At 74.1% G+C, this 12,275-nt stretch carries 9 protein-coding genes; 7 read left to right on the forward strand and 2 right to left on the reverse strand.

The window, feature by feature from the left end:
* The first annotated feature begins 21 nt into the window (after positions 1–21).
* From OG989_RS13995 to serA, 5 genes are all read left to right on the forward strand, one after another.
* Entirely contained in the window at positions 22–2,364 is a 2,343-nt protein-coding gene (locus OG989_RS13995) for a putative bifunctional diguanylate cyclase/phosphodiesterase (RefSeq protein WP_327030735.1), read from the forward strand.
* A 268-nt stretch (positions 2,365–2,632) separates the two neighbouring features.
* Complete coding sequence (locus OG989_RS14000; RefSeq protein WP_151455721.1) at positions 2,633–4,519, forward strand: acetolactate synthase large subunit; 1,887 nt, start codon at positions 2,633–2,635, stop codon at positions 4,517–4,519.
* Positions 4,519–5,034 carry an acetolactate synthase small subunit gene (gene ilvN / locus OG989_RS14005; RefSeq protein WP_089001623.1) on the forward strand — a complete coding sequence of 172 codons (516 nt, stop codon included), beginning with the start codon at positions 4,519–4,521 and terminating at the stop codon, positions 5,032–5,034. Before OG989_RS14000 ends, ilvN begins: the two co-directional genes overlap by 1 nt.
* Positions 5,035–5,161: 127 nt before the next feature.
* Positions 5,162–6,175: a ketol-acid reductoisomerase gene (ilvC, locus tag OG989_RS14010; protein WP_151455720.1), complete on the forward strand. Its 1,014-nt coding sequence runs from the start codon at positions 5,162–5,164 to the stop codon at positions 6,173–6,175.
* A 274-nt stretch (positions 6,176–6,449) separates the two neighbouring features.
* Positions 6,450–8,048 (forward strand): phosphoglycerate dehydrogenase, encoded by a 1,599-nt coding sequence (gene serA / locus OG989_RS14015; protein ID WP_327030736.1) that lies wholly within the window; start codon positions 6,450–6,452, stop codon positions 8,046–8,048.
* A gap of 63 nt (positions 8,049–8,111) precedes the next feature.
* Here serA and OG989_RS14020 read toward each other — a convergent pair whose 3' ends face one another.
* Together OG989_RS14020 and OG989_RS14025 are read right to left on the reverse strand one after the other, a co-directional pair.
* Positions 8,112–8,468, reverse strand: a complete 357-nt coding sequence (locus tag OG989_RS14020; protein ID WP_327030737.1) for a hypothetical protein — start codon at positions 8,466–8,468, stop codon at positions 8,112–8,114.
* Between the two features lie 316 nt (positions 8,469–8,784).
* Entirely contained in the window at positions 8,785–9,630 is an 846-nt protein-coding gene (locus OG989_RS14025) for an FAD:protein FMN transferase (RefSeq protein WP_327030739.1), read from the reverse strand.
* 223 nt (positions 9,631–9,853) lie between these two features.
* On the opposite strand from OG989_RS14025, the gene OG989_RS14030 reads away from it, so the two are divergent.
* Together OG989_RS14030 and OG989_RS14035 are read left to right on the forward strand one after the other, a co-directional pair.
* Positions 9,854–10,885, forward strand: coding sequence for a 3-isopropylmalate dehydrogenase (locus OG989_RS14030; protein WP_327030740.1), 1,032 nt, complete (start codon positions 9,854–9,856; stop codon positions 10,883–10,885).
* Positions 10,886–11,109: 224 nt separating this feature from the next.
* Positions 11,110–12,207 carry a branched-chain amino acid aminotransferase gene (locus OG989_RS14035; protein WP_327030741.1) on the forward strand — a complete coding sequence of 366 codons (1,098 nt, stop codon included), beginning with the start codon at positions 11,110–11,112 and terminating at the stop codon, positions 12,205–12,207.
* Positions 12,208–12,275: the final 68 nt, after the last annotated feature.

Below are 12,275 nucleotides of genomic sequence, written 5' to 3' on the forward strand. Positions count from 1 at the left end.
CACATCCGGCACAGTTGGGACGTGCAGTTCCCCCCGGGCATGGTCGCGGTCGCGGTGCTGTGCGGGCTGGTCGCCGCGGCGGCCACCGCGCTGTCGGCCGTCGGCGCCCGGCGCAGCGCCGGGCCGCACCGGCAGGCGTACGCGCTGCTCGCCGCCGCGTCCGGGGTGGCGCTGGTCACCCTGCTGGTCGGGGTGGCCGTGGCGCTCTCCACCGCCGGGCATGCGGGGCACGCCCCGGACGGGCACACCGGCTGGGCCGGCGTCGTGTCGATCGGCACGGCGACCAGCGGGCTGCTCTTCTCCGCCGGGCTGCTCCGGCTGCCGGGCGTGGCCACCACGGCGGCGGCCACCGTCCGGCTGGCGCTCGACGGCCTGGTGATGGCGACGGCGTTCTGGTTCGTCGGCTGGGTGGTCTTCTCCGAGCCCACCCGGCTGCTCGGCGACGCCACCCCGGTGGCCTGCGTGCCGATCCTGCTCGCCACAGTCAGCGCGGCCCTGACCGCCGGGCTCGCCCTGATCGTGGCCTTCCGCGCCCCGCCGCCGCGCGGTCGCGCCGCCTGGGTCGGCGCCGGGGCCACCGCCGTGACCTGCGGCGGGCTCGGCATCGCCACCGGCCTCTGCCAGGCCGGGCCGGGCATGGCGCTGGTCGGGGCGGGAGTGCTCGCCGCCGGCCTGGTCGCCGCCGCGTCGGCCGCCCGCCGGCCGGACGCGGCGGACCGGCCGCCCCCCGACCTGATCCGCCGCGACGGCGCGTACGCGTTCGTCCCGATGTTCGCCATGGCCGCCTCGGCGATGTACCACCTGCTCCAGGACGGCCGGTTCGACGCGCTCGGCATCGTCGCCGGCAGCGTGGAGGGCTTCGCCCTGGTGACCCGGCAGTACCTCACGCTGCACGACGTGCGCGGCTACGCCCGGCGGCTGGCCGAGCGGGAGGCGCACTTCCGCGAGCTGGCACACACCGACCAGCTGACCGCGCTGGCCAACCGGCGGGGGCTGTTGCAGGCGCTGCACCGGTGCGCCGAGGCCGGCGCCCCCTGCGTGCTGCTCGGGCTCGACCTCGACGGCTTCAAGCACGTCAACGACATGCGCGGCCACGACGTGGGCGACGCGGTGCTGGCCGAGGTCGGCGAGCGGCTGCGCGCCAACCTGCGCCCCGGCGACGTGGCGGCCCGGCTCGGCGGCGACGAGTTCGCGGTGCTGATGCACGGCCAGCCCGCCGACGCGGACCGGGTCGCCGAGCGCCTGCTCGGCGTGCTCGGGCGCGCCTACGACCAGCCGGAGGGGCCGGTCTTCCTGTCGGTGAGCATCGGGGTGGCCGGCTGGACGGGCGAGCCCGACGTGGAGCTGCTGCTGCGCCACGCCGACCTGGCGCTGCGCTACGCCAAGCAGCGCGGCAAGAACCGGATCGAGCGCTACGACGCCGCGTACGACCAGCTGCTGCGCCGGCGTACCACGCTGGAGCACGAGCTGCGCGGCGCGATCGAGCGCGACGAGCTGCGCCTGGTGTTCCAGCCGGTCGCCTCGCTGCCCTCGGTGCGCCCGGTCGGCGCGGAGGCGCTGCTGCGCTGGCGTCACCCGGTGCTGGGCAAGGTCGGCCCGGACGAGTTCATCCCGCTCGCCGAGGAGTGCGGGATGATCGCCAAGCTGGGCGCCTGGGTGCTGCACCAGGCGTGCCACCAGCTCTCCCGCTGGCTGGCCGACGGCCACGACGTCTGGGTCTCGGTCAACGTGTCCCCCCGCGAGCTGCACGCCCCGGAGTACGTGGTCCAGGTCGCCGAGGCGCTGCGCGCCCACCGGGTGCCGCCGCAGCGGCTGGTGCTGGAGGTCACCGAGCACGCCGTCGCGACGGACCTGGACGAGCTGATCCGGCGGCTGACGGCGCTGCGGCTGACGGGTGTCCGGATCGCGCTGGACGACTTCGGCGCCGGGTACTCCTCGCTGGGCCAGCTGCGCCGCCTGCCGATCGACATCCTCAAGATCGACCACGGGCTGGTCGCGGAGCACGAGCCGGTGCGTCCGGTGGGCCGGGACGGCCCGGCGTTCGCGCCGATGGTCGACATCGTCATGCGCCTCGGCCACCAGCTCGGTCTGGAGGTCATCGCCGAGGGGGTGACCACGCCGACGGAGCTGGCCGCCGTGGTCGCCGCCGGCTGCCGGTTCGGCCAGGGGGCGCTCTTCGGCTGGGGCGTGCCGGCCGAGCACCTGGAGGCGATGCTGGAGGCGGCCACGTCCCCGGGGGCCCGCCCGGCCCCGGCACCCGCCCCGGCCGGCCCGCCCGCGGCGCCGCCGCCCCGGCGGCTGCCGACGCTGCCCGCCCCGCGCCCCTCCGGGCCGGGGTCCGCGCAGGTGGAGCAGGGTTCCTAGCGCCCCGGACGGGTGAAACCCGGCGGTCCGTGAACCAACATGTGGGATCAGTTGACTCATCGCGTGAGATGCGTCAGGCTTGCCGCATGTCGTCGTACCGGTCGCTGCGAGTACTTACCTGAGCGCACTCTCCACGTCGAGAGTGCGCTGGCCCCGTGCAACCTGCACGAGGGCTTTTTTGTTGCCGTCGGACCCATCGACGCCGGGCGTCGCCCCGCGTCACCCGCTCGAACAGCCGCACCCACTCCAGCCGAAGGCCTGAACCGCCATGACGAGACCCACGCCAGAGACACTCGCCCACTCCGCCCGGCGGGCCCGCACGGTCGCCGAGCCCGCGAGCGACGCCGAGCACGCCGGCGCCGCCCGCACCGCGGCCACCCCGGCCGTCCCGGGGGTACGCACACCCGCTCCGGCCCAGGTCAGCGGCGCCGGTTCGCTCGTGCGGTCCCTCGAGGCGCTCGGCGTCGACGTCGTCTTCGGCATCCCGGGCGGCGCCATCCTGCCGGCGTACGACCCGCTCTACGACTCCACCGTCCGGCACATCCTGGTCCGCCACGAGCAGGGCGCCGGGCACGCGGCGACGGGCTACGCCCAGGCGACCGGCCGGGTGGGGGTCTGCATGGCCACCTCCGGCCCCGGCGCGACGAACCTGGTCACCCCGATCGCCGACGCGTACATGGACTCGGTGCCGATCGTGGCCATCACCGGTCAGGTCGCGCGGCCCTCGATCGGCACGGACGCCTTCCAGGAGGCGGACATCCAGGGCATCACCCTGCCGGTCACCAAGCACAACTTCCTGGTGCAGGAGGCCGAGGAGATCCCCCGGGTGCTGGCCGAGGCGTTCCACCTGGCCGCCACCGGCCGGCCCGGGCCGGTCCTGGTCGACATCCCCAAGGACGTCCTCCAGGCGCCCACCACCTTCACCTGGCCGCCGACGCTGGACCTGCCCGGCTACCGCCCGACCCTGCACCCGCACGGCAAGCAGATCCGCGAGGCGGCCCGGCTGATGGCCACCGCCCGGCGCCCGGTGCTCTACATCGGTGGCGGCGTGCTGAAGGCCGGCGCCACGGAGGGGCTGCGCCGGCTGGCCGAGCAGACCGGGATCCCGGTGGTCACCACGCTGATGGCCCTCGGCGCGTTCCCCGACTCGCACCCGCAGCACCTGGGCATGCCCGGCATGCACGGCACGGTCTCCGCGGTCTACGGCCTGCAGAAGGCCGACCTGATCGTGGCCCTGGGCGCCCGCTTCGACGACCGGGTCACCGGCAAGCTGGACTCGTTCGCCCCGGACGCGGCGGTGGTGCACGCCGACATCGACCCGGCCGAGATCGGCAAGAACCGGCACGCGGACGTCCCGATCGTCGGCGACGCCCGGCACGTCATCGACGAGCTGATCGCGGCGGTGACCAACGAGCAGGCGGCCGGCCGACGTGCCGACCTCGCCGACTGGTGGACCCAGCTCGACGACCTGCGCAAGCGGTACCCGCTGGGCTACGAGGAGCCGGCCGACGGCACCCTCTCCCCGCAGTACGTGATCAAGCGGCTCGGCGAGCTCGTCGGCCCGGACGCGATCTACGTCGCGGGGGTCGGCCAGCACCAGATGTGGGCCTCGCAGTTCATCTCCTACGAGAAGCCGTACACCTGGTTGAACTCCGGCGGCCTCGGCACGATGGGCTACGCGGTGCCGGCGGCGATGGGCGCCAAGGTCGGCAAGCCCGACACGGTGGTGTGGGCGATCGACGGCGACGGCTGCTTCCAGATGACCAACCAGGAGCTGGCCACCTGCGCGCTGGAGGGCATCCCGGTCAAGATCGCCGTGATCAACAACGGCAACCTCGGCATGGTGCGGCAGTGGCAGACCCTGTTCTACGGGGAGCGCTACTCCAACACCGACCTCGGCACCCACAAGCACCGCATCCCCGACTTCCTGAAGCTCGCGGAGGCGCTCGGCTGCGTGGGCCTGCGCTGCGAGAACGCCGAGGACGTCGACGCGACCATCGCCGCCGCGATGGCCATCGACGACGCCCCGGTGGTCATCGACTTCGTCGTCGGCAAGGACGCCATGGTGTGGCCGATGGTCGCCGCCGGCACCAGCAACGACGAGATCATGTTCGCCCGGGGCGTCCGCCCGGCCTTCGACGAGGATGACATCTGATGACCATGCACACCCTGAGCGTCCTGGTGGAGAACAAGCCGGGCGTCCTGGCCCGGGTCTCCGGACTGTTCTCCCGGCGCGGCTTCAACATCGACAGTCTCGCCGTCGGGGAGACCGAGAACCCGGACGTCTCGCGGATCACCATCGTGGTCAACGCCGAGTCGTCCCCGCTGGAGCAGGTCACCAAGCAGCTCAACAAGCTGGTCAACGTGCTCAAGATCGTCGAGCTTGACCCGCAGGTCTCGGTCGCCCGGGAGCTGCTCCTGGTCAAGGTGCGCGCCGACCGTGCCGCCCGGGCCCAGGTGCTGGAGACGGTGGGCCTGTTCCGGGCCCGGGTGGTCGACGTGGCGCCGGACACGCTGACCATCGAGGCCACCGGCACCCCGGACAAGCTCGACGCGCTGTTGCGCGACCTCGAACCGTTCGGGATCAAGGAGATGGTCCAGTCCGGGCTGGTGGCGATCGGGCGCGGCTCGCGCTCCATCACCGCCGGACCCTCGCTCCGGGCCGCCTGACCCCGACCCGGCCGGCGCCCCGCGCCGGCCGGGACCGCCCGACCAGTGCCGGCGCGTAGCGCCGCCTGGGACCGACACCGCACAGATCCACGACGGGCCGCCCGGGCCGCCGTACGAAAGGGAAATCATGAGCGTTGAGGTGTACTACGACGACGATGCCGACCTGGGCCTGATCCAGGGCCGCAAGGTGGCGGTGATCGGGTACGGCAGCCAGGGCCACGCCCACGCGCTGTCGCTGCGCGACTCCGGGGTCGACGTGGTGATCGGTCTGCCGGAGGCCTCCAAGAGCCGGGCCAAGGCCGAGGAGCAGGGCCTGCGGGTGCTCACGCCGGCCGACGCGGCGGCCGAGGCCGACGTCATCATGATCCTCGCGCCGGACACCGCCCAGCGCAGCATCTACGCCGAGTCGATCGCGCCGAACCTGGCCCCGGGCAAGGCGCTCTTCTTCGGCCACGGCTTCAACATCCGCTACGGCCTGATCAAGCCGCCGGCCGACGTTGACGTGGCGATGGTCGCGCCGAAGGGCCCGGGCCACCTGGTCCGCCGCCAGTACGCCGACGGCAAGGGCGTGCCCTGCCTGGTGGCCGTCGAGCAGGACGCCAGCGGCAGCGCCCTCGCACTGGCCCTGTCGTACGCCAAGGGCATCGGCGGCACCCGGGCCGGCGTCATCCGGACCACCTTCACCGAGGAGACCGAGACCGACCTCTTCGGCGAGCAGGCGGTGCTCTGCGGCGGCGCGGCGGCGCTCGTGCAGACCGGCTTCGAGGTGCTCACCGAGGCGGGCTACGCCCCCGAGGTGGCCTACTTCGAGTGCCTGCACGAGCTGAAGCTGATCGTCGACCTCATGTACGAGGGCGGCATCGCGAAGATGCGCTACAGCATCTCCGACACGGCCGAGTACGGCGACCTCTCCCGCGGCCCGCGCGTCATCGACGCCCGGGTCAAGGAGGAGATGCGCAAGATCCTCAGCGAGGTCCAGTCCGGCGAGTTCGCCCGGGAGTGGGTGGCCGAGGACGAGGCCGGCCGGCCCAACTTCAGCAAGTGGCAGGCCGAGGGCGCGGCGCACCCGATCGAGGAGACCGGCAGCAAGCTGCGCGGCATGATGAGCTGGGTCGACCGCCCGATCACCGAGACCGCCTGACGTACACCCCCGGCGGCCCGGCCCGGGCGCTCTCCCCGGCGCCCGGACCGGGCCGCTTTCTGTACGCACCGCCACGCCGCGCGTCGTTCACCGGCGCGTCGTCACCCGTTGTGAGGGCACTCACCCCGTAGTCCGGGACATGCCGGCCGGCCGGCCCCCTACGATCGCGGGGTAGGTGCGTAGCCGGCACCTGACGGCCATGGCCCGGATCAGCGCAGGGCGCAGCGCGGCGTCCCGCAGCCCGGCCCACCTCTGACGACAACTACGAGGACCAATGACTCCTGTCGTACTGATCGCCGAAGAACTCGCCCCCGCCGCCATCGAGGTGCTCGCCCACGACTTCGACGTCCGTCACGTCGACGGCACCGACCGTCCGGCCCTGCTCTCGGCGCTCTCCGAGGCCGACGCCGTCATCGTGCGCAGTGCCACCCAGATCGACGCCGAGGCGATCGCCGCCGCGCCCCGGCTGAAGGTCGTCGCCCGGGCGGGCGTGGGTCTGGACAACGTCGAGGTGCCGGCCGCCACCGCGCGGGGCGTCATGGTCGTCAACGCTCCCACCTCCAACATCGTCTCCGCCGCCGAGCAGGCCCTCGCGCTGCTGCTCGCCGTGGCCCGCAACACCGCCAGCGCCAGCGCCGCGCTGAAGGCGGGGGAGTGGAAGCGGTCGAAGTACACCGGCGTCGAGATCCAGGGCAAGACCGTCGGCGTGGTCGGCCTCGGCCGCATCGGCGTGCTCTTCGCCCAGCGGATCGCCGCCTTCGGCACCCGGCTGATCGCGTACGACCCCTACATCCAGCCGGCCCGCGCGGCCCAGCTCGGCGTCCGCCTGGTGGGCCTGGAGGAGCTGCTGCGGGAGAGCGACTTCATCTCGATCCACCTGCCGAAGACCCCGGAGACCGTGGGCCTGATCGGCGAGAAGGAGCTGGCCGTCGTCAAGCCCGGCGTCCGGATCGTCAACGCCGCCCGGGGCGGGCTCGTCGACGAGCAGGCCCTGGCCGACGCGATCGCCGAGGGCCGGGTCGCCGGCGCGGGCGTGGACGTCTACGCCAAGGAGCCCTGCACCTCCTCGCCGCTGTTCGCGTTCGACAACGTGGTCGCCACCCCGCACCTGGGCGCCTCCACCGGCGAGGCGCAGGACAAGGCCGGCCTGGCCGTGGCCAAGAGCGTGAAGCTGGCGTTGCAGGGCGAGTTCGTGCCGGACGCCGTGAACGTGCAGGCCGGCGGCGTGGTCGCCGAGGACGTGCGGCCGCTGCTGCCGCTGGCCGAGAAGCTCGGCCGGGCCTTCACCGCCGTCGCGGGCGGGGTGGCCGCCAGCGTCACCGTCGAGGTGCGCGGCGAGATCGTCAACCACGACGTGTCGGTGCTGAAGCTCGCCGCCACCAAGGGGCTGTTCAGCTCGGTGGTCGAGGAGCAGGTCACCTACGTCAACGCGCCGCACCTGGCCGCCGAGCGCGGCGTCGAGGTAACGCTGGTCGCCCAGTCCGACTCGGCCGACCACCCCAGCCTGGTGACCGTCCGCGGCGCGCTGCCCGACGGCCGTACGGTCAGCGTCTCCGGCACGGTGACCACCGCTGGCGGCCGCGACGTCCTCAAGCTCACCGAGGTCGACGGCTTCGACGTGGAGATCGGCGCGGAGGGCATCCTGGTCTTCCTGCGCTACGTCGACCGCCCGGGCGTGGTCGGCACGGTCGGCACGCTGCTCGGCGAGGCCGGCGTCAACATCGCGGCGATGCAGGTGGCCCGCCGCGAGGCCGGCGGCGAGACCCTGATGACCCTCACGGTCGACCAGGCGCTCGGCGCGGACCTGCTCACCTCGGCGGCGGAGTCGATCGGCGCGGTCGCGGCCAGCGCGGCGGACCTGCGCGACGAGTGACCTGAGCGCGCGACAGCGGGGGCCCGGCGATCCGCCGGGCCCCTCGTCGTGTCCGGGCAGTGGTCAGCCGGGCAGTCGGGCCGGCGGCGGGTAGACCGAGCCGTCCTGCGCGTCGAAGAGCATCAGGTCGTACGCGCCGGCCAGCCGTTCGATGTCGAGCAGCACCTGGTCCTCGCAGGTCGGGTGCAGGTTCAGCTCGATGTGGTCGCTGGCCGCGTGCAGCGGCGCCACCGCCCACGGGGTGCCGGGGCCGGCCGGCCGGTCCGGATAGCTGCCGGTGATGGCGCGGTAGAACGCCACCACCCGCGGGTCCGGGTACCGGTCGACGTGCTGTCCCTGCCGGCACCGCAGCACCGCCGCCCGCACGTCCTCGGGTGTCGCCCCGTCCGCCAGGGCCCACACGCTCAGATCGAAACTCACGGCGGACAGCGTGCCATCCGCCGTTCGCCGCGTCGAAATCGGCCCGCCGGCCCGGATCGGCACGCTCCAGTCACGACGGTCCGCTGTGGAGACCCTTGCGTTGAGTTGCGTCGATTCGCTAGCGTATCGGTGCGGTCACTGGCCGAGCTCGCGGCGTGGGCCCGTCTTCGGGTGACGAGGTCGACGTCGGGCCGACCGGCCCGCACCCCTCGATTGCGCGAGCCACGCGCACTCGTCGCTGACCGGCCCTCACGGTCGTTGCCGAGACCGTGGGGGCCGATCGCGCGTCCGGCCCCCACGCCGACGCGGGAACGGCTCAGCGGCGGTGGGCGAAGAGCACGCGGTAGTCCGACCCGTCGCGGAACCAGTCCAGGCCAGCCGGCCCGGCGGCGTAGAGCGCGGTGGCGTAGGCGTCGGCGACGGCGAGGTCCGGCCCGACGACCGTCGCGGCGGCCAGCTGGTCGGCGGGCTCCCCGGTGTGCGGGTCCACCACGTGCCCCTGCCGGCCGCTCACCCCCGAGGTGCCGACCGCGCCCGCGGTCATCTCCAGCACGAGCGGCGCCCGGTGCTGGTCCGTCGGGTGGTGCACCGCCACCCGCCACGGGCCGCCGTGCGCCGCGTGCCCGCGGACGACCAGGTCGGCGCCGCTGAGCACGGCGTAGTCGTGGATGCCGGCGGCGCGCAGCCGGGCGGCGGCCCGCTCCACCGCCCACCCGCCGAGCAGGCCGCCGGGGTCGAAGCCGCCGGGCACCGCCCAGGCGTCGAACCAGCCGTCGGTGGCCGCCCGCATCGCCGCGCAGCGGTCCACCAGGTCGGCCAGCGGCGGGTACGAGTCGGGGCTGATCTCGCCCCGGCGCAGCCGGGAGACCAGGCTCTCCGGCCGGGTCGGCCCGTAGGTGAGGTCGATGGCCCGCAGTTCCGCCACCGCGTCCCGCAGCGCCTCCCCGACACCGCGACGGCCCAGCCACTCGGGGGCGTTGAGCAGCAGCGAGTATTCCGCCGTGGAGGTCCGCACGGCGTGCTGGACGGCGATGCGGTCCTCGCCGACGGTGCCGGGCCGGTCCACGCGGTGACTGCGGGCGCCCAGCCGCAGGTCCGGCCGGCGCGGCTGGAAGGCCGACTGGTCCACCCATCGGGTCCGTGGCTGCTGGTCGATCCGCATGGCACTGCTCCCTCGCTGACGCCGGCCGCGTCCTCGCGGCCTCCGTCACGGGCCCCCGTTGACCCGCTCGTCATCACGCTAGGCAGCGGAGATGACCCCCCCATGAATGCCACCTGGGAGGATCCTGTGCATCCTCCTTTCCCGCATTCTGGAAGGTCCGTACCGGGAGGCGGGACGGCGGCGTACGGTCGGACGAAACGGCGAGGCGAGGGAGCACAGGGACGTGGCACGGATCGCGGTGGTGGCCGGGGACGGGATCGGACCCGAGGTGGTCGCGCAGGCCCGCAAGGTCATCGACGCCGTGCTGCCGGGGGTGGACGCCACCGAGTACGACCTCGGCGCAGCCCGCTGGCACCGCACCGGCGAGGTGCTGCCCGACTCGGTGCTCACCGAGCTGGCCGGGCACGACGCGATCCTGCTCGGCGCCGTCGGCGACCCGACCGTGCCGCCGGGCGTGCTGGAGCGGGGCCTGCTGCTCAAGCTGCGCTTCGCCTTCGACCAGTACGTCAACCTGCGCCCGTCGCGGCTCTGGCCCGGCGTGGCCGGGCCGCTGGCGAGCGTCAAGCCCGGCGAGGTCGACCTGGTGGTCGTCCGCGAGGGCACCGAGGGCCTCTACGCCGGCGCCGGCGGCGCGCTGCACCGGGACACCCCGGCGGAGGTAGCCACCGAGGAGAGCCTGAACACCCGGCACGGCGTGGAGCGGGTGATCCGCGACGCCTTCGCCCGCGCCGCGCGCCGGGAGCGGCGCAAGGTCACCCTCGTGCACAAGACCAACGTGCTCACCCACGCCGGATCGTTGTGGGCGCGCGCGTTCGAGGCCGTGGCGGCCGAGCACCCCGACGTGACCACGGAGTACCAGCACGTCGACGCCGCCGCGATGTTCCTGGTCACCCAGCCGCAGCGCTACGACGTGGTGGTCACCGACAACCTGTTCGGCGACATCCTCACCGACATCGCCGCCGCGGTCACCGGCGGGATCGGGCTGGCCGCCAGCGGCTGCATCAACCCCGAGGGGACCTACCCCTCGATGTTCGAGCCGGTACACGGCTCGGCGCCGGACATCGCCGGGCGCGGCGTGGCCGACCCGGTGGCGGCCGTACTCTCGGCGGCCCTGCTGCTCGACCAGCTCGGGCACGCCGACGCCGCCGCCCGGGTCACCGCGGCGGTGGGCGTGGAGCTGGCCGGCCGGGCCCCGGGCGCGGCACTGCGCACCGAGGAGGTCGGCGACCGGCTGGCCGGGTACGCCACCTCCTGAGGCCGCCGGCCCCCACCCCGAGGTTCCGACGACGCCGCCCGGCCGCACCCCGGTCCGACGGCGCTGCCCGGTCGCACCCCGGTCCGACGGCGCGCGCACCCGTCCGGCGCTGCCGGTACGCCGGGCGCCGCTACCCGCTGAACGACCGTTCGGGGTAAGTTTCTCGCACCAGATTTCTCGGCATGCGGACCCGTGTGCCGTAGTCCCGCAGGGAGGTCAGCGCGATGAGCGGTGGTGACAAGCTCGACTTCGAGATCCGTCCGAATCCCGCGCCGGTATCCGTCGCAGACCGGGCCGCCCTGCTGGCCAACCCGGGGTTCGGGCGGGTCTTCACCGACCACATGGTCACCATCCGGTACGCCGACGGCAAGGGCTGGTACGACGCCCGGGTCGAGGCGCGGGCGCCGATCCCGATGGACCCGGCCGCCGCGGTGCTGCACTACGCGCAGGAGATCTTCGAGGGGCTGAAGGCCTACCGGACGGCCGACGGCGGGGTCACCATGTTCCGCCCGGAGGCCAACGCGGCCCGGTTCGCCGCCTCCGCCCGGCGCATGGCGATGCCGCCGCTGCCCGAGGAGACGTTCGTCGACTCGCTGCGTCAGCTCGTGGACGCCGACCAGGGCTGGATCCCCGAGGGCGAGGACGGCAGCCTCTACCTGCGGCCGTTCATGTTCGCCAGCGAGGTGTTCCTCGGCGTCCGGCCCGCCAACGAATACCTCTACGTGGTGATCGCCTCGCCGGTCGGCGCGTACTTCTCCGGCGGGGTGAAGCCGGTGACGGTCTGGGTCTCCCCGGACTACACCCGGGCCGCCCCGGGCGGCACCGGCGCCGCGAAGTGCGGCGGCAACTACGCCGCCTCGCTGGTGGCGCAGGCCGAGGCGATCGAGCACGGCTGCGACCAGGTGGTCTTCCTGGACGCGGTGGAGCGGTGCTACGTCGACGAGCTGGGCGGCATGAACGTGTTCTTCGTCTACGACGACGACACCGTGGTCACCCCGCCGCTGACCGGCACGATCCTGCCCGGCATCACCCGGGAGTCGGTGCTCACCCTCGCCGCCGACGCCGGGCACCGGATCGAGGAGCGGCCGGTGAGCTTCGCCGACTGGCAGGCGGACGCCGCGAGCGGCCGGCTCCGCGAGGTGTTCGCCTGCGGCACCGCCGCGGTCGTCACCCCGATCGGGCGGGTGCGCTTCCCCGACGGCGAGTTCCTGGTGGGTGGCGGCGAGCCCGGGCGGGTCACGACGGCCCTGCGCCAGCAGCTCGTCGACCTCCAGCGCGGAAAGGTCGACGACCCGCACGGCTGGGTCCGCCGCATCCTCTGATCCCCCCTGACGGCACCGTCCCCCGCCCCCGCGCCGCCCGGTGCGGGGGCGGCGCCGTCACGGGAGGA

The organism is Micromonospora sp. NBC_01740, from assembly GCF_035920365.1.
In the GTDB taxonomy this organism is placed as follows: domain Bacteria; phylum Actinomycetota; class Actinomycetes; order Mycobacteriales; family Micromonosporaceae; genus Micromonospora; species Micromonospora reichwaldensis.

Coding starts and splice junctions, on each gene's coding strand:
- OG989_RS14035 (WP_327030741.1), top strand. CDS start 11,110: ATGAGCGGTGGTGACAAGCTCGACTTCGAGATCCGTCCGAATCCCGCG.
- serA (WP_327030736.1), top strand. CDS start 6,450: ATGACTCCTGTCGTACTGATCGCCGAAGAACTCGCCCCCGCCGCCATC.
- OG989_RS14000 (WP_151455721.1), top strand. CDS start 2,633: ATGACGAGACCCACGCCAGAGACACTCGCCCACTCCGCCCGGCGGGCC.
- ilvC (WP_151455720.1), top strand. CDS start 5,162: ATGAGCGTTGAGGTGTACTACGACGACGATGCCGACCTGGGCCTGATC.
- ilvN (WP_089001623.1), top strand. CDS start 4,519: ATGACCATGCACACCCTGAGCGTCCTGGTGGAGAACAAGCCGGGCGTC.
- OG989_RS14025 (WP_327030739.1), bottom strand. CDS start 9,630: ATGCGGATCGACCAGCAGCCACGGACCCGATGGGTGGACCAGTCGGCC.